We start from the raw sequence: 24662 nt of genomic DNA, 5'->3' as shown, positions 1-24662 counted from the left end.
GCCGGGGAGGGCTCAGGTCCTGTCGGCGGGAGGGAATGTGGCGACAGGGCCTAGCCCTGGATCGCCGCCGGGTCCATCCAGACGACCTCCCAGGTGTGGCCGTCGAGGTCGTCGAAGGCGCGGCCGTACATGAAGCCGTGGTCCTGGGTGTGGCCGGTGGGCGAACCGCCCGCCGCGATCGCCCGGTCCACCAACTGGTCGACCTGGTCGCGGCTCTCGGCGCTCAGGCAGACGAGCACCTCGCTGGTCTTCGTCGCGTCGGCGATCTCCTTGTCGGTGAAGGTGGCGTAGAACGGCTTGGTGAGCAGCATGGCCATGATGGTGTCGCTGATGACGACCGAGGCCGCCTTCTCGTCGCTGAACTGCGGGTTGATCGAGTAGCCCAGCTCCGTGAAGAACTTCTTGGACGCGTCGAGGTCGTTCACGGGCAGGTTCACGAAGATCATCTGCTGGTACATGGTCTCTCCCTCGGGTGGTGCTCGCTCTCGCAGGGGTAGACACCGGGCCGCCGGGAAACTCATCGGCGGCGGGGGGCTCTTTCCTGGACGGTGGGGGTACGGGCCTCAGCGGGACAGCGGGAGTGCTGCCAGGTCGGCGATCGCGAGCGTGAGCGGGCCGAAGACGGTCAGCAGGACGGCGGCACGGAGGGCGGCGGCGCCGCGCAGCATCGTCGCCGGGGCGCCGAGGCGGAGCAGGGCGGCGGTGGTGTCGGCGCGGAGCCGACGGGCCTCCACGGCGGCGGTGAGCAGGGTCGCGACCGTGCAGCCGATGACCACCAGGGCGCCGAGGGTGCTCAGCGGGCCGAAGGAGGGGGCGGGGCCGTCGTACAGGGCGGTCATCGCGTACGACGCGGCGCCGACGGAGCACAGGACGCCGAGGGGGCGGCCGACGCGGGTGGCTTCCGCCATCAGGACGCGGCCGGCCAGCAGGCGGAGGGCGCCGGGGCGGACGGCCTGGAGCAGACGGCCGCAGAGGTGGGTGAGGCCGGGGGCGGCGAGGACGAGGCCCAGGGCGGTGAGCAGCCAGCCGATGAGTACGGCTACGGCTTCGGTGGGGAGGGTGGTGAGGGCGGGGAGGTGGGCAGGGTGGCCGGCGTACGCCTGCACGGTGAGGCCGGCGGCGAGGGTGGCGACGCCCCACGGGAGCCCTGCCGGGGGGTTGGCCGGAGTGACGCCCCCGGGTGCTGGGAGGTCGGCCTCTGCCACGGTGACGCCACCCGGCGTCGAGGGGTCGGTCTCTGTCCCGGTGACGCCGCCCGGCGTCACATCGTTGCCGTCCGCGCCCACGCTCCCCCACGCTCGGCTTCCCTCGCGCGGGGGGACCCCCATCGCCCCAGCGGCACGACTGCCCCCGGCTTCACGACGTGGCTCGGCGCCGCCTTCGGCCCGCGCGTCCTCGGCGCGTGCGTCCTCGGGGTTCGAGGGCGTCGGACCGGCCGGCTTGCGTGGGAATCGGGTGCCGAAGCGGGCGTAGGTTCCGAAGGTTTCCGGGGCGGCGGCGCGGCCGTAGGCGCCGAAGCGGCCGTAGGGGCGGCGTGGGCCGGGGTGGGGGCGGGGGTCGCGGGGGCGGAGGGCGAGGGCCACCGTGGCCGAGGCGGTGACCGGGATCGTGGCGAGGAGGGTGAGCGCGGCCGGGACCGGGAGGGGGGTCCCGGCGGCCAGGAACTGGGCGGCGGAGCCGTCGAAGGGCATGCCGGTGAGGTCGCCGCGCAGGTGCAGGAAGAAGAGGAGCGCGACGAGCGAGCCCAGGGTGCAGGACAGGGCCGTCGTCAGGGCCGAGATCGCCATCAGGCGGGCCGGGCCGAGGCCGACCGCCGAGAGGCCGGGGCGGGGCGTGGTCGCGGGGTCGGTGCGGGCTACCGCGAGCGCGAAGTACACGGTCGCGGCCAGCGGCAGCACGCACCAGACGAGCCGCAGCGAGGCGGCCCCCGGCGTCTGGGGATGGCTCATCGCGTAGCCGAGCGAGGCCAGCAGCAGGAAGCCGGTGCCGGCCGAGGCCAGTGAGACCAGCAGGCGGCGGATCTGGACGGCGGGCCGGCCCGCGCGGGTCAGACGGAGAGCGAGCACGTGGCCCGGCCCTCCGCCTCGGACGGGTCGGGCAGGTGCACGGTCCGCACGCGTCGCCCGTCGAGCAGCCCCACCGTACGGTCGGCGAGCGCGGCGGTCTCGGCGTCGTGCGTGGCGAGGACCACCGTGATGCCGTGCGAGCGGGCGGCCGTGGTGAGCGTCCGCAGGACGTGCGCGCGGTCGGAGCGGTGCAGCGGCGCCGTCGGCTCGTCGGCGAACAGGACCGTGGGGGCCGGGGCGAGCGCGCGGGCGATGGAGACGCGCTGGCGTTCGGCGTGCTGGAGCTCGTGCGGGCGCCTGCGGGAGGTGGCACCGACGTCCAGGCGCTCCAGCCACTCCAGCGCGGTCACCTTGGCCCGGCGGCGGTTCGTGCCGCGCAGCATCAGGGGCAGGGCGGTGTTCTCCCAGACGTTCAGCTCGGGGACGAGGAACGGCGCCGGGTCGATCCAGCCGAACCGCTCCCGGCGCAGCCGTTCCCGGCGGACCGGCCCCATGGTGTGCAGGGGCACGCTGTTGAACCAGACCTCGCCGCCGCGTACCGGCACCAGCCCGGACAGGCAGCGCAGCAGCGTCGTCTTGCCGCTGCCGCGCGGTCCGGCGACGGCGAGGATCTCACCGTCGCGGACACCGAGCGACACCCCGGTCAGGCCGGGGGAGCCGTCGGGGTGCCTGAAGTGCAGGGAGCGTGCCCACAGCACGTCGTTGTCCGGCGGAGCCTCCATGGGCGTACACCTCGGTTCTGATCCGTTTTTCCGTATCCGATCCCCCATTGGGCGGAACGAAGGCTGGGCCGATCGGTCACTGGAACGCTAAGGAGCCGTGACCAGGAGGCCGGACAGCACACGGCCCCGGGCCGCCGTTCTCACTCGAACGGTGGACACCGGGGCCGGTGTTGATCAGCTGATCAGATGAATGAGCCCAGAGGTGTGCCCGAGCGCGGACTCAGAGCTTGGTCCATGCCTCGGTCAGCGTGGCGCGCAGGATCTGCTCGATCTCGTCGAAGGTCTCCTGGTTGGAGATCAGCGGCGGGGCGAGCTGGATGACCGGGTCGCCGCGGTCGTCGGCGCGGCAGTACAGGCCGTTGTCGTAGAGCGCCTTGGAGAGGAAGCCGTACAGGACGCGCTCGGTCTCCTCGTCGTTGAAGGACTCCTTGGTCGTCTTGTCCTTCACCAGCTCGATGCCGTAGAAGAAGCCGTTGCCGCGGACGTCGCCGACGATCGGCAGGTCGTGCAGCTTCTGCAGCGTCGACAGGAAGGCGCCCTCGTTGTCCAGCACGTGCTGGTTGAGGCCCTCGCGCTCGAACAGGTCGAGGTTGGCCACGCCGACGGCCGCGGAGACCGGGTGGCCGCCGAACGTGTAGCCGTGCAGGAACGTGTTGTCGCCCTTGTAGAACGGCTCGGCCAGGCGGTCGGAGACGATGCAGGCGCCGATCGGGGAGTAGCCCGAGGTCATGCCCTTGGCGCAGGTGATCATGTCCGGGACGTAGCCGAACTTGTCGCAGGCGAACATCGTGCCGAGGCGGCCGAAGGCGCAGATGACCTCGTCGGAGACGAGCAGCACGTCGTACTGGTCGCAGATCTCGCGCACCCGCTGGAAGTACCCGGGCGGCGGCGGGAAGCAGCCGCCGGCGTTCTGCACGGGCTCCAGGAAGACGGCCGCGACCGTCTCCGGGCCCTCGAAGAGGATCTGCTGCTCGATCTGGTCGGCGGCCCAGCGGCCGAAGGCCTCGGGGTCGTCACCGTGGATCGGGGCGCGGTAGATGTTGGTGTTGGGCACCTTGTGCGCGCCCGGCACGAGCGGCTCGAAGGGGGCCTTCAGGCTCGGCAGGCCGGTGATGGACAGGGCGCCCTGCGGGGTGCCGTGATAGGCGACCGCGCGGGAGATGACCTTGTACTTGGTGGGCTTGCCGGTCAGCTTGAAGTACTGCTTGGCCAGCTTCCAGGCGGTCTCGACGGCCTCGCCGCCGCCGGTGGTGAAGAAGACCTTGTTCAGGTCGCCCGGGGCGTAGTTCGCGAGGCGCTCGGCCAGCTCTACGGCCTTGGGGTGGGCGTAGGACCAGACCGGGAAGAAGGCCAGCTCCTGGGCCTGCTTGAAGGCGGTCTCGGCGAGCTCCGTGCGGCCGTGACCGGCCTGGACCACGAAGAGGCCGGCGAGACCGTCGAGGTAGCGCTTGCCCTGGTCGTCGTAGATGTAGGTGCCCTCGCCCCGGACGATCGTCGGGACGGGGGACTTCTCGTACGAGGACATGCGGGTGAAGTGCATCCACAGGTGGTCGTACGCGGTGCGGCTGAGGTCCTTCTGGCTCACGGTTATCGGGTTCCCCACATGTAGGTCTGCTTCTTGAGCTTGAGGTAGACGAAGCTCTCGGTGGAGCGCACGCCGGGCAGCGCCCGGATGCGTTTGTTGATGACGTCCAGCAGGTGGTCGTCGTCCTCGCAGACGATCTCGGCGAGGATGTCGAACGAGCCCGCGGCCATCACCACGTACTCGACTTCCGACATGGCGGTCAGCGCGTCCGCGATCGACTCGACATCACCCTCGACGTTGATCCCGACCATCGCCTGCCGGCGGAAACCCACGGTGAGCGGGTCCGTGACGGCGACGATCTGCATCACGCCCTGGTCCAGGAGCTTCTGCACCCGCTGGCGCACGGCCGCCTCGGAGAGGCCCACGGCCTTCCCGATCGCGGCGTACGGCCGGCGGCCGTCCTCCTGGAGCTGCTGGATGATGGCGAGGGAGACGGCGTCCAGCTGGGGACTGCTGCCGTTCCTGGACTCGCGGGACGAGTCCCTCTGGTCTGCGCTTCGACTGGCCACGACCTCACTGTGCACGACGTCTCGACAGTTTCGCAAGGCCGTAGCGATGAAATTCGTTGTGAATCAGCGCCAAGCTTGCGGATTTCGCAGAACTGATACGGGTGGGGGTGTTGAAAACGTCGGTATGGCGACTAGGGTGGGTGTCTCAGTGAATGGACACCCTGCACCACACCTTCAGGAGGGCCGGCAGTGACTACCGAGCTGCGTCGTCTGCGCAACTACATCGACGGTGAGTTCCGGGACGCCGCCGACGGACGGACCACCGAGGTGGTCAACCCCGCGACCGGCGAGGCGTACGCGACCGCGCCGCTGTCCGGGCAGGCGGACGTGGACGCCGCCATGGCCGCCGCCGCCGCGGCCTTCCCCGGCTGGCGGGACACCACCCCGGCCGAGCGGCAGAAGGCCCTGCTGAAGATCGCGGACGCCTTCGAGGAGCGCGCCGAGGAGCTGATCGCGGCCGAGGTGGAGAACACGGGCAAGCCGATCGGGCTGACCCGCTCCGAGGAGATCCCGCCGATGGTCGACCAGATCCGCTTCTTCGCGGGTGCGGCCCGGATGCTGGAGGGGCGCAGTGCCGGCGAGTACATGGACGGCCTGACCTCCATCGTCCGCCGCGAGCCGGTCGGCGTCTGCGCGCAGGTCGCCCCGTGGAACTACCCGATGATGATGGCCGTGTGGAAGTTCGCCCCGGCGATCGCCGCCGGCAACGCGGTCGTCCTCAAGCCGTCGGACACCACCCCGGCCTCCACCGTCCTGATCGCCGACATCATCGGCTCGATCCTGCCCAAGGGCGTCTTCAACGTCGTCTGCGGCGACCGCGACACCGGCCGCCTGATGGTCGAGCACTCCGTGCCCGCGATGGCGTCGATCACCGGCTCCGTCCGCGCCGGCATGTCGGTCGCCGAGTCCGCCTCCAAGGACCTCAAGCGGGTTCACCTGGAGCTGGGCGGCAAGGCGCCGGTCGTCGTCTTCGAGGACACCGACATCGCCAAGGCCGTCGAGGACATCTCCGTCGCCGGCTTCTTCAACGCCGGCCAGGACTGCACGGCCGCCACCCGCGTCCTCGTCCAGGAGTCCATCCACGACGAGTTCGTCGCCGCGCTCGCCAAGGCCGCCGCCGAGACGAAGACCGGCCAGCCGGACGACGAGGACGTGCTCTTCGGCCCGCTGAACAACCCCAACCAGCTCAAGCAGGTCGCCGGCTTCATCGAGCGCCTCCCCGCGCACGCCAAGGTCGAGGCGGGCGGTCAGCAGGTCGGCGACAAGGGCTACTTCTACGCCCCGACCGTCGTCTCCGGCCTGAAGCAGGACGACGAGATCGTCCAGCGCGAGGTCTTCGGGCCGGTCATCACGGTCCAGTCCTTCTCCGACGAGGACCAGGCCGTCGAGTGGGCCAACGGCGTGGACTACGCGCTGGCCTCCTCGGTGTGGACCAAGGACCACGGGCGCGCGATGCGGATGTCCAAGAAGCTGGACTTCGGGTGCGTGTGGATCAACACGCACATTCCGCTGGTCGCGGAGATGCCGCACGGTGGGTTCAAGAAGTCGGGGTACGGCAAGGATCTGTCGGGGTACGGGTTCGAGGACTACACGCGGATCAAGCACGTGATGACTTCGCTGGACAGCTGAGTTCGGCTGCGTTTCGGGTGCGGGTGCGCTGTGGCTTGTCGCGCCCACGCGGCGGAGCCGCAAATCGATACAGCCCCGCGCCCCTGGGTAACTCGGCGCTGCCGGCGTGACATGTGCGGCCCCGGACGGTTCACCTCCCGTCCGGGGCCGCCGTGTTGCCGCCCGGCGTCTGATCGACAAGGTGTCTCGGACCGCCCGGTCTGCTTGACGCAGCGTCGATTGTTCGTGGTCGGCCGGGGCGACATGCTGCCCGTGTGGCCCAGACAACTGCTCGTACGACTTCCCTGTCCCGTCGTTCCCTGCTGCGTGCCCTCGGTGGTGGTGCCGTGCTCGGTGGGCTCGCCGGGTGTGGCGTGCCCGCCGCCTATGTGAAACCCGGTGACCGGGGGGTGGCCGACGAGTCGACCGCCGACCAGAAGCTGAACTGGGCCAACTGGCCGTTGTACATCGACACCGACGACGACAACCCGAACAAGCGGCCCACGCTGGAGGCGTTCGAGCGGCGTACCGGGATCTCCGTCGACTACTCGGAGGAGATCAACGACAACGACGAGTTCTTCGGCAAGATCAGCCCCGCGCTGATGAACCACCAGTCCACCGGCCGCGATCTCATCGTCATCAGCGACTGGATGTGCGCGCGGTTCGTCCGGCTCGGCTGGGTCCAGGAGATGGACCGGGACCGGCAGCCGAACGTGCGTAAGTACCTCGACCCGCTGCTGCGTTCGCCCGCCTTCGACCCGGGCCGGAAGTTCACGGTGCCCTGGCAGTCGGGCATCACGGGGATCGCGTACGACCGCCGCAGGCTGGGCCGGGAGATCCGGCACGTGAAGGACCTGTGGGCCGGGGACCTCAAGGGCCGGGTGACCCTCCTGTCCGGCCTGGACGAGGCGTTCGCGCTGCTGATGCAGGGCAACGGCGTGGACATCACCCGGTGGACGGCGGAGGACTTCCACACCGTCTGCGACCAGGTGGAGCGCGAGGTGCACCGGGGCCAGATACGCCGCTTCACCGGAAACGACTACACCAAGGACCTGGTCAGCGGCGATGTCCTGGCCTGCCAGGCGTACTCCGGTGACGTCATCCAGCTCCAGGCCGACAACCCCGACATCCGCTTCCTCGTCCCCGAGGAGGGCGCCGAGCTGTGGTCGGACTCCCTGATGATCCCCAACCGCGCCCGCCACAAGAGCAACGCCGAACGCCTCGTCGACTACTACTACGACCCCGAGGTCGCCGCCGAACTCGCCGCCTGGGTCAACTACGTCTGCCCCGTCCCGGCAGCCCGGGAGGTCCTGGCCGCCTCCAAGGACAAGGACACCGCCGCCCTGGCCCGCAACCCCCTCATCTTCCCGGACGACACGATGCGCCGACGCCTGGCGATCGCCCGGGACATCACCTCCACCGAGCGCGTGGAGTTCGCCAAGCGCTGGAACAAGATCGTCGGCCTGTGACGGCCCGGGCACCGGCTCTCCTCACCGGTACGCAGCGACCGCCACGACGTACAGGCCCAGCACGCCGCCCATCGCGCCGCCGCAGGCGAGGACGGCCGTGACGGTGCCGGCGCCGGCACGCACGGGGCGCTCGCCGGCCTGTGCGGGGAGCCTGACGGGCGGCGGCTGCGGCGCTACGGCCTGGACGGCGACGGGCGGCCGGAGCAGGCGGAGTTCGGCTGGGCCCGGCTCGGACCCGATCGCCGCGCATCCGATCGCCACGAACCCTAGTTTTGAACATGTTCAAATCGAGGCGTACGCTTCCCCCATGAGCGACAGAGCCGCCCTGCTCAAGGGCATTCGCGTCTGGTTGGTCCTGTTCGTCGTGTGCCTCGTGCTCAGCGGGGCCACCGCCTTTCCGCTGGTCCACGAACTGCGCTGGACGGACGGCGCGTTGCGGGCGCTGTCCGTCCAGGAGTGGCTGCCGGGGCTGACGGCCTGGATCGATCGCGTGCGAGACGGGCTCGATGCGGTCGACGCCCGGTACCCGTTCGTGCTGTACGGCACCGACTGGCTGGCCTTCGCCCACCTCGTCATCGCGGTCGCGTTCTACGGCCCCTACCGCGACCCCGTCCGCAACATCTGGGTCGTCGAGTTCGGCATGATCGCCTGCGCCGGCATCATCCCGCTCGCGCTCGTCTGCGGCCCGGTCCGCGGCATCCCGTTCTGGTGGACCCTGATCGACATGTCGTTCGGCGTGTTCGGGGTCGTCCCGCTGTATGTCGTACGGAAGAAGATCAAGCGGCTGGAGAGCCTCGGCGCACCGGTGGCCGTGGCCCGCTGACGGTCAGCCGCCCCTGGTGCGCAGGGTATCCAGGACGTCGACCCGGTTCGTGGTGATCGAGTCGACGCCCAGGGCGAGGAGCCGGCGCATGGCCCGGCGGGTGTCCGGGGTCCAGGCCGAGAGCAGGTAGCCGTCACGGTGGACGCGGGCCGCCAGGTCCCGGTCGAGCAGGGAGAAGCGGTAGTTGAGCCAGCGCGGGCGCACCGCGTCGAGCAGGGCGGGCCGGGGCGGGGCCAGCGTCGTCCAGGTCAGGGCGATCTCCGCGGACGGGTCTACGGCGCGGACGGCGAGCATGGCCTCGGCACCCGCGCAGTAGTACACGCGGTCCTCGGCGCCCGTCTGCCGGACCACGTCCACGATCCGCTCCACCGTGCGGCGCCGCACCGGCCCCGGCAGGTCCAGCATCACCCGGCTGCCGTCCGTCGCGGCCAGCGCCTGCTCCAGGGTGGGCACCCGGCCCGCCGTGAGTCCCCGTACCTCCTCGGCCGACAGCGCGAGCAGCGGCCGGTCGTGCTCCCACAGCCTCCGCAGCGACTCGTCGTGCAGCAGCACGGGGACGCCGTCGCGGGTGAGCCGTACGTCGACCTCGACCGCGTCCGCGCCGCGGTCGAGCGCGGAACGCAGGGAGTCGAGGGTGTTCTCGCGGAAGCGGTAGGGGTCGCCGCGGTGGGCCACGGCGGTCACGGTCTGCATGGCCCCCATTGTGGCCGCCCGTCCGTAGCCGCCCGCCCGTGTCCGCCTGCCCACATCCGCCCGGTCTCAGGAGGCCGGCCAGGCTGTCGTGTAGGCGTCGATCTCCGCCGTGATCCTCGCCTTGCCCGCCGCGTCCAGGAAGGACGCCTCGACCGCGTTCTTCGCGAGGTCGGCGAGGCCGCGCTCGTCGAGGTCGAGGAGGCGGGCGGCGACCGCGTACTCGTTGTTCAGGTCGGTACCGAACATCGGCGGGTCGTCGGAGTTGACGGTCACCAGCACCCCGGCCGCGGCGAACTCCTTCAGCGGGTGCTCGTCGAGGGTGCGGACCGCGCGGGTGGCGATGTTGGAGGTCGGGCAGACCTCCAGGGCGATCCGGTGCTCGGCCAGGTGCGCGAGGAGCTTAGGGTCCCGCGCGGAGCTGGTGCCGTGCCCGATGCGCTCCGCGCGCAGCTCGGTCAGGGCGTCCCAGACGGTCTCCGGACCGGTGGTCTCGCCGGCGTGCGGCACCGAGTGCAGGCCGGCGGCGATGGCCCGGTCGAAGTACGGCTTGAACTGCGGCCGGGGCACGCCGATCTCGGGACCGCCGAGCCCGAACGACACCAGCCCCTCCGGGCGGATCCGGTCGTCGGTGGCCAGCCGGGCCGTCTCCTCGGCGGACTCCAGGCCGGCCTCGCCGGGGATGTCGAAGCACCAGCGCAGCACCGTCCCGAACTCGGCCTCGGCCGCCTTGCGCGCGTCCTCGATCGCGGCCATGAAGCCCAGCTCGTCGATGCCCCGCCGGGTGGAGGAGAACGGGGTCACGGTCAGCTCGGCGTACCGGACCTGCTGCCGGGCCAGGTCGCGGGCGATCTCGTAGGTGAGCAGCCGGACGTCCTCCGGGGTGCGGATGAGGTCGACGACCGACAGGTACACCTCGATGAAGTGCGCGAAGTCGGTGAAGGTGAAGTAGTCGACCAGCGCCTCGGGGTCGGTGGGCACCTTGGAGTCGGGGTGCCGGGCGGCCAGCTCGGAGACGATGCGGGGGGAGGCGGAGCCGACGTGGTGCACGTGCAGTTCGGCCTTGGGCAGCCCGGCGATGAAGGCGTGCGGATCGCCTGCGGCGGCCTCGCCGGTAGCGGTCTCGTCAGTGGTGCCGGTGGTGTCGGTCAAGGTTCCTCCCCGGAACGGCGCCCGCGGAACGACGTCCGTGCTCCGGGCGCGGGTGATCGGCTGATCGATGACTCGGAGTCATCGTAGGCGGTGGCCCGCAGGCCGGTCGTCCCGCTCAAGGTCCGTGCGGGCGGTGGTCGCCGCCCGGCCGTCAGGCCGCGGAGCGGAGGCTTTACCATGTCGTGGCGATCGAACGAGGGGGATGGGCCACGTGACGGACCAGACGCAGCCGGATGCGGGCGGGGGAGCGGGCTTCGACCCGTGGGCGGCGCCCGAGAGCGGGCCGTCGCTGGAGAAGAAGCCGCAGCAGCAGCCGCCGGCCCAGCCGCCCGCGCAGTCGCCGTCCCTCCACGACTCGGCGACCATGACGTCCCTGCCCGCCAGTGGCTTCGGCGCCCCCGGCACCGGCCCGTCCGCCGCGCCCCCGGCCCAGGGCTGGGCACAGCCCGCCACGCCGCCGGTGGCCCCGGGCGCCGCCGTACCGCCCCCGCCCTACGGCGGTCCCGGCGCGGCAGGCCCGGCCGGCCCCGCCCCGCATGCACCCGGCGGCTACGGCTACCCCGCCTACCCCGGGTATCCGCAGCAGGGCTACGGCTGGCCCGGAATGCCGATGGCCCCGCAGAACGGCATGGGCACCGCGGCGATGGTGCTGGGCATCCTGGCCGTCGGCCTGTTCTGTCTGTACGGCGTGCCCTCCCTCGTCCTCGGTGTCATCGCCATCGTCCTCGGTGTCAAGGGCAAGAGGCGGGTGGCCCGCGGTGAGGCGAACAACCGCGGCCAGGCCCAGGCGGGCTTCGTCCTGGGCATCATCGGGATCGTCCTCGGCATCGCCCTGATCATCTTCTGGGTGTGCGTCTTCGTGTTCGCCTACGACCACAGGAACGACGATCCCGACCCGGCCCCCGAGCCGTACTACAACTCCGCGCCCCTCCTGCCGGCACCCGTCCACCCCGAGGTCTGACGAGCAGCGGCTCCGGGGGAGCGGTCTCAGCCCTCCCGCAGCCGCTCCCGCGCCTCCATCAGCGCGAACCCCAGCAGATTCGAGCCCCGCCAGCGCGCGGGGTCCGACGCCGCGTCGTCGGAGGCCGCCAGACCGATGCCCCACACCCGGTCCACCGGGCTCGCCTCCACCAGCACCCTCCCCCAGCCTTCGGCCGGGGGGACCCCCATCTCGCTTCGCTCGCCCGTGCCCAGCAGGAACGCCCGCAGAGCGTCGTCCGCCCCGAACTTGTGCACACTGCCCTCGGCCACGATCCGGAAGCGCTCCCGCTCCCATATCGCCTCGTCGAAGCCCCGGACCAGCCGCCCCGCCTTCTTCGCCTGTGCCGGATGCCCCGCCGCCAGCACGCGCCGCTCCGCCTCGGCGTCGCCGAACAGTCGCGCCTTCTCCGCCATCATCCAGTGCTCCGCCGTCGCGTACCGCACCCCCGCGACCTCGAACGGCGCCGGCCACCACTGACTCAGACAGCTCGCGCCGATCCGGCCGTCCGGCAGCGGCCGGTGCCCCCAGAAGTGCAGGTACTTCACCCGAGCCCCGGCGCGGACCTCCCTGACCAGGGCCTCCACGCAGTCGATCTTCCCCATGCACGCGAGTCTGGCACGGACCACTGACACTCCGTCCGCCCTTTTGCCTCGTCACTCGACACCTGGTCGACAGATTCCGTCGCGTAACCAAAAGGCAACAACGGAATCACTTGTTGGAGTGCCACTCCTCTGTCAGGATCGGCACTCAATTCGAGCTGGAGCTACGCCACCCACCCCCGGCAGGGGCGTACGGCGGAGGAGAGCGACATGCACACACCGGGTACCGCCACCCCGGAACGGTTCCCCGCCCGGGAGCGCTTCGCGGAGGGCGCGCAGTTCATCGGCGGCCGTCCGGCGCACGGCACGTCCGGCCGCACGCACACCGTGGTCGACCCGGCCACCGGCGAGGACGTGTACACGTACGAACTGGCCGGTGCCGACGACGTGGACGCGGCCGTCGCCGCAGCCCGCGCCGCCTTCCCCGAGTGGGCCGGCGCGACCCCCGGCGAGCGCTCCGACGCCCTGCACCGGTTCGCCGCCGTCCTCGCCGACGGCGCCGAGGACCTCGCCCGCGCCGAGTCCCTGCAGAGCGGCAAGCCGCTGAAGCTCAGCCGCGAGTTCGACGTGCCGGGGACCATCGACAACACCGCCTTCTTCGCGGGCGCGGCACGGCACCTCCAGGGGCAGTCCGCCGGTGAGTACTCCGGCGACCACACGTCGTACGTCCGCCGTGAGCCCATCGGTGTCGTCGGCTCCATCGCGCCCTGGAACTACCCGCTCCAGATGGCGGCCTGGAAGATCCTCCCGGCGATCGCCGCCGGCAACACCATCGTGCTGAAGCCGGCCGAGCTGACGCCCCTCACCTCGCTGCTGTTCGCGCAGGCCGCCACGGTCGCCGGCATCCCCGACGGCGTGATCAACATCGTCTCCGGCACCGGCAAGGAGGCCGGTGAGCGGCTCGTCGGCCACCCGGACGTGGCCATGACCTCCTTCACCGGATCCACCGGGGTCGGCAAGCGGGTCGCCGAGATCGCCACGGCCACCGTCAAGCGCCTCCACCTGGAGCTGGGCGGCAAGGCACCCTTCGTGGTGTTCGACGACGCCGACCTGGAGGCGGCCGTGCACGGCGCGGTCGCGGGCGCGCTCATCAACACCGGACAGGACTGCACCGCCGCCACGCGCGCGTACGTGCAGCGGCCGCTCTACGAGGCGTTCGTGGAACAGACCGCCGCCCTGATGGAGACGGTCCGGCTCGGCGACCCCTTCGCCCCCGGCACCGACCTCGGCCCGCTCGTCTCGCACGCTCACCGGGACCGGGTCGCCGGTTTCGTCGACCGGGCGCGTGCCTACGCGCGCGTGGTGACCGGAGGCGAGGCCCCGGAGGGCGACCTGAAGGACGGCGCCTACTATCGGCCCACCCTGATCGCCGACGCCGCGCAGGACAGCGAGATCGTCCAGTCCGAGATCTTCGGTCCCGTGCTGGCCGTCCTGCCCTTCGACGGCGACGATGAGGGGATCCGGCTGGCCGACGACACCCCGTACGGCCTCGCCGCCTCCGCGTGGACCGGCAGCGTCTACCGCGCGAACCGCGCCACCCGCGAGATCAAGGCGGGCTGCGTGTGGATCAACGACCACATCCCGATCATCAGCGAGATGCCGCACGGCGGCTACCGGGCCTCCGGGTTCGGCAAGGACATGTCGGCGTACTCATTCGAGGAGTACACGCAGGTCAAGCACGTAATGTTCGACAACACGGCGGTGGCGCGCAAGGACTGGCACCGCACGATCTTCGGGGACCGATAAGCCGATCCGGCCACCGACCAGGCCGACCTTCCCGAAAGGGCACCACGCGCATGGAGCAGTACGAGCCCGACCGCCTGGCCCCCGCCCAGGCAGCCGCCCTACGGCGCGGTCTCCGCACCGGACGGGCCTCCCTCACCCGCCGTTCGCTGCTGCGCGCCTCCGCCGGCACCGCGCTCGCGGCGGGCGGACTCGGGACGCTGAGCGCCTGCGGGATCCCCGCGGCGGGCAAGACGCAAGGCGGCACGTCGTCCGAGGACCACTCGGCCAAGGAGAAGGTCGTGGACTTCTCCAACTGGCCCGAGTACATCGACGTCGACGACAGCGGCAAGCACCACCCCACGCTGGAGGCGTTCACCAAGCGGACCGGCGTCCAGGTCAAGTACACCGAGGACATCAACGACAACAACGAGTTCTTCGGCAAGATCAAGCCGCAGCTCGCCGCCGGCCAGGACACCGGCCGAGACCTGATCGTCCTCACCGACTGGCTCGCCGCGCGCGTGATCCGGCTCGGGTGGGTCCAGAGACTGGACCCGTCCAACCTGCCGCACGCCTTCGCCAACCTCGCCGAGCAGTTCCGCAGCCCGGACTGGGACCCCGGACGCGCCTACTCCTACCCCTGGCAGGGCGTCTCCACGGTCATCGCGTTCAACAAGAAGGCGCTCGACGGCGTCGAGGTGAAGTCGATCTCCGACCTGCTGGACAACCCGAAGCTCAAGGGCCGGGTCGGCTTCCTCTCCGAGATGCGCGACAGCATCGGCATGACCCTGCTCGACATGGGCAAGGACCCGGCGAAGCTCACCGCCGACGACTACGACGCGGCGACCGCCCGGCTGCAGAAGGCCGTCGACAAGGGTCAGATCCGCCGCTTCACCGGCAACGACTACACGTCCGACCTCGCCAAGGGCGACCTGGCGGCCTGTGTCGCCTGGGGCGGCGACATCGTCCAGCTCAAGGCCGACAACCCCAACGTCGACTACGTCATCCCGGCCGCCGGCTACATGACGTCCACCGACAACCTGATGATCCCCAACAGGGCGCGCCACAAGACGAACGCCGAGCGGCTGATCGACTTCTACTACGAACCCCAGCAGGCCGCCGCCCTGGCCGCGTACGTCAACTACGTGTCTCCGGTGGAGGGCGTGAAGCCCTACCTGGCGAAGATCGACAAGGATGCGGCGAACAACCCGCTGATCATCCCGGACAAGACCACGGCCGCCCGATCCCACTCCTTCCGCGCGCTCAGCGAGAAGGAAGAGGCGGCCTACGAAGAGAAGTTCGCGAAGCTCACAGGGGCGTGACGACGATGAAGACGACGACTGACGCCGGCGGCGACGTCCGCCTCTCCGGCATCTCGAAGACCTACGGCTCCTTCACCGCCGTACACCCGCTCGACCTGACCGTGCCGCAGGGCTCGTTCTTCGCCCTGCTCGGCGCGTCCGGCTGCGGCAAGACCACCACCCTGCGCATGATCGCCGGCCTGGAGGAACCTTCCTCCGGCACCGTGCACCTCGGCGACCAGGACGTCACGCACCTGCCGCCGTACAAACGGCCCGTCAACACGGTGTTCCAGTCCTACGCCCTCTTCCCGCACCTCGACATCTTCGAGAACGTCGCCTTCGGCCTGCGCCGTCGCGGCATCAGGAGCGTGAAGAAGCAGGTCGAGGAGATGCTGGAGCTGGTCCAGCTCGGCGAGCAGGCCCGCAAGAAGCCGCACCAGCTCTCCGGCGGCCAGCAGCAGCGCGTCGCGGTCGCCCGTGCGCTGATCAACCACCCCAAGGTGCTCCTCCTCGACGAGCCCCTCGGCGCCCTCGACCTGAAGCTCCGCCGCCAGATGCAGCTGGAGCTCAAGCGCATCCAGACCGAGGTCGGCATCACCTTCGTGCACGTCACGCACGACCAGGAGGAGGCCATGACCATGGCCGACACGGTCGCCGTGATGAACGCGGGCCGTGTCGAGCAGCTGGGCTCGCCCACCGACCTGTACGAGAACCCGGACACCACGTTCGTCGCGAACTTCCTCGGCACCTCCAACCTCATCGAGGCCGAGGTCGACACCCGCAGCGGCGAGGACATCGTGCTGAAGGCGGGCGGCGGCAAGCTGGTGCTGCCCGGGGCCCGCTGTTCCGCGCCCGCCGCGACCGGCGGCAAGGTCCTGGTCGGCATCCGCCCGGAGAAGATCGCGCTCACCCACGCCGACGACGCCGGTGAGATCCCCGAGGGCCGCAACCGGGTCACCGGCCGGATCGCCGACGCCAGCTTCATCGGCGTCTCCACCCAATACGTCATCGACAGCCCCGTCTGCGACGAACTCGCCGTCTACGTCCAGAACGTCGAGCGGGACGGGCGCCTCGTGCCCGGCGCCGAGGTCGTCCTGCACTGGAGCCCCGCCCACACCTTCGGTCTGGACGCCGCGCAGGACATCGACGCGGGCACCGAGGAAGAGGCGGCCGCCTGATGTCGACCCTCACCGAGGCGCCACCGCCCCTCGCGCCCGCCGAGACCGAGCAGAAGCAACCGCGCAAACGCGGCCGGTTCACGCCGTACTGGCTGCTGCTGCCGGGCATCCTGTGGCTGGTCGTCTTCTTCGCGCTGCCGATGATCTACCAGGCGTCCACCTCCGTCCAACAGGGCTCCCTGGAGGACGGCTACAAGATCACCTGGCACTTCGTCACCTACTGGGACGCCCTCGCCGAGTACTGGCCGCAGTTCCTGCGCTCCGTGCTCTACGCGGCCTCCGCCACCGTGCTGTGCCTGCTGCTCGGCTACCCGCTGGCGTACCTGATCGCCTTCCGCGCGGGCCGCTGGCGCAACCTGATCATGATCCTGGTGATCGCGCCGTTCTTCACGAGCTTCCTGATCCGCACGCTCGCCTGGAAGACGATCCTCGCCGACAACAGCCCGGTCGTGCACACCCTGAACTCGCTGCACATCCTGGACCTCACCAACTGGCTCGGCTGGACGGCCGGCGACCGCGTCCTCGCCACACCACTCGCCGTGGTGTGCGGACTGACGTACAACTTCCTGCCGTTCATGATCCTTCCGCTGTACACCTCGCTGGAACGGATCGACGGGCGGCTGCACGAGGCGGCCGGCGACCTGTACGCCAAGCCGTGGACCACGTTCCGCAAGGTGACCTTCCCGCTGTCGATGCCCGGCGTGGTCTCCGGCACTCTGCTCACCTTCATCCCGGCGGCCGGTGACTACGTCAACGCCGAACTCCTCGGCTCCACCGACACCCGGATGATCGGCAACGTCATCCAGACCCAGTTCCTGCGGATCCTCGACTATCCGACGGCCGCCGCGCTCTCCTTCATCCTCATGGCCGCGATCCTGCTCATGGTCACGGTCTACATCCGCCGGTCAGGGACGGAGGACCTGGTCTGATGCCCGTCGTCACCTGGCTCAAGCGCCGTCTCGTCGTCATCGCGGGACTCCTGACGCTCGCCTACCTGCTGCTGCCCAACGTCGTCGTCACCGTGTTCTCCTTCAACAAGCCGAAGGGGCGGTTCAACTACGACTGGCAGCACTTCTCCACGGACGCCTGGCAGGACCCGTGCGGCGTCGCGGGCCTGTGCGGCTCGCTGTCCATCAGCCTGCAGATCGCCGTGTGGGCCACCATCGGCGCCACCGTCCTCGGTACGATGATCGCCTTCGCGCTCGTCCGGTACCGGTTCCGCGCGCGGGGCGCCATCAACTCGCTGATCTTCCTGCCGATGGCGATGCCCGAGGTCGTCATGGCCGCCTCGTTGCTCACCCTGTTCCTCAACATGGGCGCGCAGCTCGGCTTCTGGACGATCCTGATCGCCCACATCATGTTCTGCCTCAGCTTCGTCGTCACCGCCGTCAAGGCGCGCGTGATGTCGATGGACCCCCGACTGGAGGAGGCCGCCCGCGACCTCTACGCCGGTCCGGTGCAGACCTTCCTGCGGGTCACCCTGCCCATCGCGGCACCCGGCATCGCCGCGGGCGCGCTGCTGTCCTTCGCGCTCTCCTTCGACGACTTCATCATCACCAACTTCAACGCCGGCTCGACCGTCACCTTCCCCATGTTCGTGTGGGGTTCGGCGCAGCGCGGCACACCCGTGCAGATCAACGTCATCGGTACGGCCATGTTCCTCGTCGCCGTCCTGTTCGTGCTGACGTCGATGCTCGTCACCAACCGACGCAACCGGCAGAAGGCGTAACGCCTTCCGCCTTCTCGCACACACCCTTCGTAGGGAGTTGAAATCATGGCCCCGAGCGCCATGAGTCGTGGCACAGACACCCCGATCGCGGCACTGTCCGAGGCCCGGCCGGTCCCGTACTGGCTGGACGACCCCGGCCGCCCCCGCCCGGAGCCGGCCCTCACCGGCGCCCAGACCTGCGACCTGCTGGTCGTCGGCGGCGGCTACAGCGGACTGTGGACCGCGCTGAACGCCAAGGAGCGCGATCCCGGGCGGGACGTGGTCCTGCTGGAGGGCCGCGAGGTGGGCTGGGCCGCCTCCGGCCGCAACGGCGGCTTCTGCGCCGCCTCCCTCACCCACGGCCTGGCCAACGGCCTGGCCCGCTGGCCCGACGAGATCCACACCCTTCAGAAGCTGGGCCGGCGCAATCTGGACGAGATCGAGGCGGCCGTCGCCCGGCACGGCATCGACTGCGACTTCGAGCGCACCGGCGAGATCGACGTCGCCACCGAGCCGTACCAGGCGGCCGAACTGCGCGACTGGCACCGGGAACTGAAGGACAAGGGCCTCGCCGATGGCGTCGAGTTCCTGGACGCCGACGCCGTGCGCGAGCAGGTCGACTCGCCCACCTTCCAGGCCGGCCTGTGGGATCGCCGGGGCGTGGCCATGCTGCACCCGGCCAAGCTCGCCTGGGGCCTGAAGCGGGCCTGCCTGGACCTCGGGGTGCGCGTGTACGAGCACACGCCCGCCCTCGACTTGAAGAGTTACGGCGCCGGGACGGCCGTACGCACGCCGTACGGCTCCGTGCGCGCCCGCCGCGTCGCGCTCGGGACGAACATCTTCCCGAACCTGATCCGGCGCGTGCGCTCGTACACCGTCCCGGTCTACGACTACGCGCTGATGACCGAGCCACTCAGCGCCGAACAGCTGGCCGCCGTCGGCTGGCAGAACCGCCAGGGACTCGGCGACTCGGCCAACCAGTTCCACTACTTCCGGCTGTCCGCCGACAACCGCATCCTGTGGGGCGGCTACGACGCCATCCACCACTACGGCGGCCGGGTGCGCGCCGAGTACGACGACCGCCCGGAGACCTACGCCAAGCTGGCGGGGCACTTCTTCACCTGCTTCCCGCAGCTGGAGGGCGTCCGCTTCACCCACGCCTGGGGCGGCGCGATCGACACCTGCTCCCGCTTCTCGGCGTTCTTCGGCACCGCCCACCAGGGCCGCGTGGCCTACGCGGCCGGCTACACGGGGCTCGGCGTGGGCGCCACCCGGTTCGGCGCCGACGTGATGCTGGACCTGCTGGACGGGGAGCGCACCGAGCGGACCGCGCTGGAGATGGTCCGCAGGAAGCCGCTGCCCTTCCCGCCCGAGCCGTTCGCCTGGACCGGGATCGCCCTCACCAAGTGGTCCCTGGCCCGCGCGGACGCTCACGACGGGCGGCGCAACCTCTGGCTGCGGGCCATGGACCGGCTGGGGCTCGGCTTCGACAGCTGACGGTCCCCGCCTCCCGTGTGCCCCGGTTCACTCCATCGAGGGACCGGAACCCGCGTAATGCCGCCCCCGGACCTCCCTCTCCCTCGTGACGCGCCGCGTCCACGACGATGAGGGAGGTCCACTGATGACAGGGGCGAAGACCGCCGTCGAATGGCTGGTGTCGGTCGCACAGGATCCCGTCGCCTGCCGCTGGGAATGGGAGCGCAACCCCCTGGGGGTCGCGCTGCTCCCGGCCGGCCGGGCCTGGGACGTGCTGATCCTGCCCGGCGACCTCGGCTATCCCACCCTCGACGTGCTCACCCGGGTCCTCGACCAACCAGGGCCCGTGCTCGTCGACTTCGGGGACAACCGGGTCGGCTTCTTCGTGCCGCCGGGCACCGCCACCCGCTGGCTCGGCACCGGCATCCGCACCGCCGGGTCCGGCACCTGGATCGTGGTGCCGTATCCCGGCCGCGCCACCCGGGCCGTGCGCTGGCTCGTGCCGCCGGACGGCTCGGGCACGCTCACCGATCCGGCGCTGCTGGAACTGGCGATGCACGAGGCGGCGGCCCGGCTGGCAAGTGACCGCGATCAGCACGGATAACGCCGGGAAACCTTGACACGAGGATTGGTCTGGACCAAATTGAGGGCGCTCCGCTCCTCCAACTCCCCCTTGCCCGGAGGCACCTGTGGATCGCACCAGACCCTTGGTCACCTTCCTCGCGGCCACGGCACTCGCCGTGTCCGGCATCACCGCGCTCTCGTCGGCCGCCCGTGCGGCCGACGCCGACCTCGCGAAGAACGGCGGCTTCGAGTCCGGCCTGAGCAACTGGACCTGCTCCGCCGGCACGACCGTCACCTCACCCGTGCACAGCGGCAGCGCTGCGCTGCGGGCGACCCCGGCCGGCAGCGACAACGCCCAGTGCGCGCAGACCGTGACCGTCCAGCCCGACTCGCCGTACACGCTGTCCGGTTACGTCCGCGGCTCCTACGTCTACCTGGGGGCGAGCGGCACCGGCACCACCGACGTCTCCACCTGGACCCAGTCCGCCCCCGACTGGCAGAAGCTCACCACGACCTTCCGGACCGGCCCCGCCACCACCAAGGTCACCATCTACACCCACGGCTGGTACGGCACCGGCGCCTACTACGCCGACGACATCACCCTGACCGGCCCCGGCGGCGGCACCGAACAGCCGCCCGCCGCGCCGACCGGACTGACCGCGTCCTCGGTCACCGCCTCCTCCGTCGCGCTGTCCTGGTCGGCGGTGCCCGGCGCCACCGGCTACACCGTCTACCGCGACGGGACCAAGGCACAGACCGTGAGCGGCACCTCGGCGACCATCGGCGGACTCACCGCCTCGACGGCGTACAGCTTCCAGGTCACCGCGGGCAACGACGCCGGCGAGTCCGCGAAGTCGGCCGCCGTCGCCGCCACGACCACCTCCGGCGGCGGGGGCGGAGACGGCGGCGGCTCGACCGGCCTTCCCACCCACGCCCTCGTCGGCTACCTCCACTCCAGCTTCGCCAACGGCTCCGGCTACACCCGCATGGCCGACGTGCCCGACAGCTGGGACGTCATCGACCTCGCCTTCGGCGAGCCGACCTCCCCGACCTCCGGCGACATACGGTTCAACCGCTGCCCGGTCACCGAGTGCCCGAACGTGGAGAGCGACGCCGACTTCAAGGCCGCCATCAAGGCCAAGCAGGCCGCCGGCAAGAAGGTGCTGATCTCCATCGGCGGCCAGAACGGCCAGGTTCAGCTGACCACGACCGCCGCCCGCGACACCTTCGTCTCCTCCGTCTCGAAGATCATCGACCAGTACGGCCTCGACGGCCTCGACGTCGACTTCGAGGGCCACTCGCTGTCCCTGAACACCGACGACACCGACTTCAAGCACCCCACCACGCCGGTCATCGTCAACCTGATCTCGGCGCTGAAGACCCTCAAGGCCAAGTACGGCGACAAGTTCGTCCTGACGATGGCCCCCGAGACCTTCTTCGTGCAGAACGGCTACCAGTTCTACGGCACCGGCAAGTGGGGCGGCCAGGACCCGCGCTGCGGGGCCTACCTCCCGGTCATCTACGCCCTGCGCGACGACCTCACCCTGCTGCACGTCCAGGACTACAACTCCGGCCCGATCATGGGCCTGGACAACCAGTACCACTCCATGGGCGGCGCCGACTTCCACATCGCCATGACGGACATGCTGCTCACCGGCTTCCCGGTGGCCGGCGACCAGAACAACGTCTTCCCGCCGCTGCGCCCCGACCAGGTCGCCATCGGCATGCCGGCGTCCACCAACGCGGGCAACGGCTACGTCTCCCCGGCCGAGGTCACCAAGACCCTGGACTGCCTGACGAAGAAGACGAACTGCGGCTCGTACGCGACCCACGGGACCTGGCCGGCCCTGCGGGGTCTGATGACGTGGTCGGTGAACTGGGACCGGTACTCGAACTGGGAGTTCGAGAAGACCTTCGACGCGTACTTCGGCTGAGGCACCAGCTCGACAGCACGGACAGGGTGGTCAGCAGCACGGTGCACAGGCACCAGCTGGCCACCACGTCCAGCGGCCAGTGGTACCCGTGCCGGACCAGGCCGTACGACACCCCGAGCACCAGGGCCGCGCAGACGCCGACGGCCGTCCGGCGGGCGGCGGGGGAGCGGAGCAGGGGGAGCAGCAGGAGCGTCGCGGAGCCGTACGCGATAGCCGCCGTCGCCGTATGACCGGACGGGAAGTAGCCGGTGCCCGGCGGCACCACGGGGGTGCCCGGCCGGGCGGTCCAGTCCTTCAGCGGGACGACGATCGCCGGGAGCAGCGCCATCAGGGCGACGGCGGCCACCGGCGGCAGCCACCACAGGTCCGTACCACTGGCACGGCCCCGCCAGGCCGCGTAGCCGGCGGCCAGCAGCAGCACCGGCACCGCGACCTGCACGTCGCCGAGGTCGGCGAGGATCTCCGAGAAGCCGTCCGGGCGGACCAGGACCCGGCTCAGCCGCGCGTCCTCGCGCAGCAGCGGGCCGTGCGCGAGGACCTGCCAGGTGATCAGGGCGAAGAGGAGCGCCGGGACGCCCTGGAGGGCGAGGAAGACGGCGTAGGAGCGGCGGGCTGAGGTCGGCACCCGCCCAGCTTCGCAGGTCCGGCGGAGAAGGAGGCCGTACGGCCGGCCGGGAGAGGAAGGAGGTCGGCCGCCCCGGAACAGGGGGGGTGGTTCCGGGGCGGCCGTCCGGATCGGAACGTCGCGCGCCCCGGGGGGTTTGGGGCGGCGACCGTCCGATCGGTGAGGAGATCCCGGAGCCGTCAGGCCCCGGTTGTGTGCGCGAGGGCACGACCAGGTCGAAGCTGGGGAGGCCCCGGCCCGATGCCGCCCGCAGTCCCCTGCGGGCGGGGTGTATCTCTCAACGATGAAGAACCTACGGCAGCCGGTGGCGCTTGGGCAGACGGAATCGCGTCCCGCCATCCACCTCGCACACCTTCTTCACACGGCCTGCCGCAGCGTCCCTCAGCGGTGCGGAGGGCGTGTTGCGAAACTCCCGTCGTTCGCCCGGAGGGCGGGCGCGCGGCAGACGGGAGTTTCGCAGCACGCCCGGGGTGCTCAGATGCGCGCGAACGCCTGCTCGATGATGTCGAGGCCCTCGTTCAGCAGGTCCTCACCGATGACCAGCGGGGGCAGGAAACGCAGCACGTTGCCGTAGGTGCCACAGGTCAGGACCAGCAGGCCCTCGGCGTGGCAGGCCTTGGCCAGCGCGGCGGTCGCCTCCGGGTTCGGCTCCTTGGTGGCGCGGTCCTTGACCAGTTCGATCGCGATCATGGCGCCGCGGCCGCGGACGTCACCGATCACGTCGAACTTCTCGGCCATGGCGGCGAGGCGGGACTTCATGACCGCCTCGATGTTCTTCGCCTTGGCGTTGAGGTCCAGCTCCTTCATGGTCTCGATGGCGCCCAGCGCACCGGCGCAGGCCACCGGGTTGCCGCCGTAGGTGCCGCCCAGGCCGCCCGCGTGCGCGGCGTCCATGATCTCGGCACGGCCGGTCACGGCGGCCAGCGGCAGACCGCCGGCGATGCCCTTGGCCGTCGTGATCAGGTCCGGGACGATGCCCTCGTCCTCGCACGCGAACCACTGGCCGGTGCGGCAGAAACCGGACTGGATCTCGTCGGCGACGAACACGATGCCGTTGTCGCCCGCGAACTTCACGATCTCCGGCAGGAAGCCCTTGGCCGGCTCGATGAAGCCGCCCTCACCGAGCACCGGCTCGATGATGATCGCGGCCACGTTCTCCGGGCCGACCTGCTTGGTGATCTGGTCGATGGCCTGCTTGGCGGCCTCCGGGCCCGCGTTATCCGGGCCGGTCGGCCAGCGGTAGCCGTAGGCCACCGGGACGCGGTACACCTCGGGCGCGAACGGACCGAAGCCGTGCTTGTACGGCATGTTCTTCGCGGTCAGGGCCATCGTGAGGTTCGTACGGCCGTGGTAGCCGTGGTCGAACACGACGACCGCCTGGCGCTTGGTGTAGGCGCGGGCGATCTTGACGGCGTTCTCGACGGCCTCCGCGCCGCTGTTGAACAGCGCCGACTTCTTCGCGTGGTCGCCCGGGGTCAGCTCGGCGAGCGCCTCGGCGACCTCCACGTAGCCCTCGTACGGGGTGACCATGAAGCAGGTGTGGGTGAAGTCGGCGAGCTGGGCGCTCGCGCGGCGGACGACGGCCTCGGCGGACGCGCCGACGCTGGTCACGGCGATGCCGGAGCCGAAGTCGATCAGGCGGTTGCCGTCGACGTCCTCGATGATCCCGCCGCCCGCGCGCGTGGTGAACACGGGCAGCACGGAGCCCACGCCCTGCGCGACCGCGGCGGTACGGCGGGCCTGCAGCTCCTGCGACTTCGGGCCGGGGATGGCGGTGACGACGCGGCGCTCCTGCGGAAGTGCGGTCATGCGGGGCTCCTGGGGTATTGCGGGACACTTTCGTTCTTTTCTCGCAGGCTAGGACCACGACCGGACAGTGGGCATGCTCCATGTGGGCGTTGTCGGCGGGGCCCGTTGTCCGTGGTGGACATAGCAGCCCGAGGGGAGGT

The 24662-nt window shown here is 70.7% G+C and carries 22 protein-coding genes and 1 pseudogene; 12 read left to right on the top strand and 11 right to left on the bottom strand.

Features of this window, described 5'->3' with window-relative positions; genetic code table 11:
• Positions 1 to 50 precede the first annotated feature (50 nt).
• From ABZ854_RS19170 to ABZ854_RS19150, 5 genes are all read right to left on the bottom strand, one after another.
• Positions 51 to 458 carry a VOC family protein gene (locus ABZ854_RS19170; protein WP_361211995.1) on the bottom strand — a complete coding sequence of 136 codons (408 nt, stop codon included), beginning with the start codon at positions 456 to 458 and terminating at the stop codon, positions 51 to 53.
• A 105-nt stretch (positions 459 to 563) separates the two neighbouring features.
• Positions 564 to 2066: a hypothetical protein gene (locus ABZ854_RS19165; RefSeq protein WP_361211992.1), complete on the bottom strand. Its 1503-nt coding sequence runs from the start codon at positions 2064 to 2066 to the stop codon at positions 564 to 566.
• Positions 2048 to 2788: an ATP-binding cassette domain-containing protein gene (locus ABZ854_RS19160; RefSeq protein ID WP_361211989.1), complete on the bottom strand. Its 741-nt coding sequence runs from the start codon at positions 2786 to 2788 to the stop codon at positions 2048 to 2050. The genes ABZ854_RS19165 and ABZ854_RS19160 overlap by 19 nt, the downstream gene beginning before the upstream one ends.
• 220 nt (positions 2789 to 3008) lie before the next feature.
• Positions 3009 to 4391, bottom strand: a complete 1383-nt coding sequence (locus ABZ854_RS19155; RefSeq protein ID WP_361211986.1) for an aspartate aminotransferase family protein — start codon at positions 4389 to 4391, stop codon at positions 3009 to 3011.
• On the bottom strand, positions 4376 to 4897 hold the full coding sequence (locus ABZ854_RS19150) for an Lrp/AsnC family transcriptional regulator (protein WP_129306286.1): 522 nt from the start codon (positions 4895 to 4897) through the stop codon (positions 4376 to 4378). Before ABZ854_RS19150 ends, ABZ854_RS19155 begins: the two co-directional genes overlap by 16 nt.
• 174 nt (positions 4898 to 5071) lie before the next feature.
• On the opposite strand from ABZ854_RS19150, the gene ABZ854_RS19145 reads away from it, so the two are divergent.
• The gene (locus ABZ854_RS19145; protein WP_361211982.1) at positions 5072 to 6511 is read left to right on the top strand and encodes a gamma-aminobutyraldehyde dehydrogenase; all 1440 of its coding nucleotides are present in this window, start codon (positions 5072 to 5074) and stop codon (positions 6509 to 6511) included.
• Between the two features lie 254 nt (positions 6512 to 6765).
• Positions 6766 to 7959 carry a spermidine/putrescine ABC transporter substrate-binding protein gene (locus tag ABZ854_RS19140; protein ID WP_361211979.1) on the top strand — a complete coding sequence of 398 codons (1194 nt, stop codon included), beginning with the start codon at positions 6766 to 6768 and terminating at the stop codon, positions 7957 to 7959.
• 21 nt (positions 7960 to 7980) lie between these two features.
• Here ABZ854_RS19140 and ABZ854_RS19135 read toward each other — a convergent pair whose 3' ends face one another.
• Positions 7981 to 8220 (bottom strand): hypothetical protein, encoded by a 240-nt coding sequence (locus ABZ854_RS19135; RefSeq protein WP_361211976.1) that lies wholly within the window; start codon positions 8218 to 8220, stop codon positions 7981 to 7983.
• 46 nt (positions 8221 to 8266) lie between these two features.
• Here ABZ854_RS19135 and ABZ854_RS19130 point away from each other — a divergent pair, with 46 nt between their 5' ends.
• A complete protein-coding gene (locus tag ABZ854_RS19130) occupies positions 8267 to 8782 on the top strand; it encodes a hypothetical protein (protein ID WP_361211974.1) in 516 nt (171 codons plus the stop codon).
• Between the two features lie 3 nt (positions 8783 to 8785).
• Here ABZ854_RS19130 and ABZ854_RS19125 read toward each other — a convergent pair whose 3' ends face one another.
• Together ABZ854_RS19125 and ABZ854_RS19120 are read right to left on the bottom strand one after the other, a co-directional pair.
• Positions 8786 to 9475 carry a glycerophosphodiester phosphodiesterase gene (locus tag ABZ854_RS19125; RefSeq protein ID WP_361211971.1) on the bottom strand — a complete coding sequence of 230 codons (690 nt, stop codon included), beginning with the start codon at positions 9473 to 9475 and terminating at the stop codon, positions 8786 to 8788.
• Between the two features lie 66 nt (positions 9476 to 9541).
• Positions 9542 to 10552, bottom strand: a complete 1011-nt coding sequence (locus ABZ854_RS19120) for an adenosine deaminase (protein WP_361212251.1) — start codon at positions 10550 to 10552, stop codon at positions 9542 to 9544.
• A 274-nt stretch (positions 10553 to 10826) separates the two neighbouring features.
• On the opposite strand from ABZ854_RS19120, the gene ABZ854_RS19115 reads away from it, so the two are divergent.
• Positions 10827 to 11585: a DUF4190 domain-containing protein gene (locus ABZ854_RS19115; RefSeq protein WP_361211968.1), complete on the top strand. Its 759-nt coding sequence runs from the start codon at positions 10827 to 10829 to the stop codon at positions 11583 to 11585.
• A gap of 26 nt (positions 11586 to 11611) precedes the next feature.
• Here the strand turns inward: ABZ854_RS19115 and ABZ854_RS19110 are convergent, their stop codons facing one another.
• Positions 11612 to 12208 (bottom strand): NADAR family protein, encoded by a 597-nt coding sequence (locus ABZ854_RS19110; protein ID WP_361211966.1) that lies wholly within the window; start codon positions 12206 to 12208, stop codon positions 11612 to 11614.
• A gap of 207 nt (positions 12209 to 12415) precedes the next feature.
• Between ABZ854_RS19110 and ABZ854_RS19105 the strand changes: the two genes are divergently transcribed.
• The 8 genes from ABZ854_RS19105 (at position 12416) to ABZ854_RS19070 (ending at position 22088) form a co-directional block, all read left to right on the top strand.
• Positions 12416 to 13951 (top strand): gamma-aminobutyraldehyde dehydrogenase, encoded by a 1536-nt coding sequence (locus tag ABZ854_RS19105; protein ID WP_361211963.1) that lies wholly within the window; start codon positions 12416 to 12418, stop codon positions 13949 to 13951.
• Between the two features lie 50 nt (positions 13952 to 14001).
• On the top strand, positions 14002 to 15249 hold the full coding sequence (locus ABZ854_RS19100; RefSeq protein WP_361211960.1) for a spermidine/putrescine ABC transporter substrate-binding protein: 1248 nt from the start codon (positions 14002 to 14004) through the stop codon (positions 15247 to 15249).
• A 5-nt stretch (positions 15250 to 15254) separates the two neighbouring features.
• Positions 15255 to 16406: an ABC transporter ATP-binding protein gene (locus ABZ854_RS19095; RefSeq protein WP_361211957.1), complete on the top strand. Its 1152-nt coding sequence runs from the start codon at positions 15255 to 15257 to the stop codon at positions 16404 to 16406.
• Positions 16406 to 17335, top strand: a complete 930-nt coding sequence (locus ABZ854_RS19090) for an ABC transporter permease (protein WP_361211954.1) — start codon at positions 16406 to 16408, stop codon at positions 17333 to 17335. The genes ABZ854_RS19095 and ABZ854_RS19090 overlap by 1 nt, the downstream gene beginning before the upstream one ends.
• A complete protein-coding gene (locus ABZ854_RS19085) occupies positions 17335 to 18135 on the top strand; it encodes an ABC transporter permease (protein WP_361211951.1) in 801 nt (266 codons plus the stop codon). Before ABZ854_RS19090 ends, ABZ854_RS19085 begins: the two co-directional genes overlap by 1 nt.
• Positions 18136 to 18180: 45 nt before the next feature.
• Positions 18181 to 19611, top strand: coding sequence for an FAD-dependent oxidoreductase (locus tag ABZ854_RS19080; RefSeq protein ID WP_361211948.1), 1431 nt, complete (start codon positions 18181 to 18183; stop codon positions 19609 to 19611).
• 124 nt (positions 19612 to 19735) lie between these two features.
• Entirely contained in the window at positions 19736 to 20194 is a 459-nt protein-coding gene (locus tag ABZ854_RS19075; protein ID WP_361211945.1) for a hypothetical protein, read from the top strand.
• An 85-nt stretch (positions 20195 to 20279) separates the two neighbouring features.
• Positions 20280 to 22088: a glycoside hydrolase family 18 protein gene (locus ABZ854_RS19070; protein ID WP_361211943.1), complete on the top strand. Its 1809-nt coding sequence runs from the start codon at positions 20280 to 20282 to the stop codon at positions 22086 to 22088.
• Between the two features lie 79 nt (positions 22089 to 22167).
• On the opposite strand, the pseudogene ABZ854_RS19065 reads toward ABZ854_RS19070, so the two are convergent.
• Together ABZ854_RS19065 and gabT are read right to left on the bottom strand one after the other, a co-directional pair.
• Positions 22168 to 22416 (bottom strand): annotated as a pseudogene (locus ABZ854_RS19065) (hypothetical protein); the annotation flags it as partial.
• A gap of 771 nt (positions 22417 to 23187) precedes the next feature.
• The gene (gabT, locus tag ABZ854_RS19060; RefSeq protein ID WP_361211940.1) at positions 23188 to 24522 is read right to left on the bottom strand and encodes a 4-aminobutyrate--2-oxoglutarate transaminase; all 1335 of its coding nucleotides are present in this window, start codon (positions 24520 to 24522) and stop codon (positions 23188 to 23190) included.
• Between the last annotated feature and the right edge of the window lie 140 nt (positions 24523 to 24662).

The organism is Streptomyces sp. NPDC047028 (genome assembly GCF_040644095.1).
GTDB lineage: Bacteria > Actinomycetota > Actinomycetes > Streptomycetales > Streptomycetaceae > Streptomyces.
This window is presented reverse-complemented; position numbering and strand designations above follow the sequence as displayed.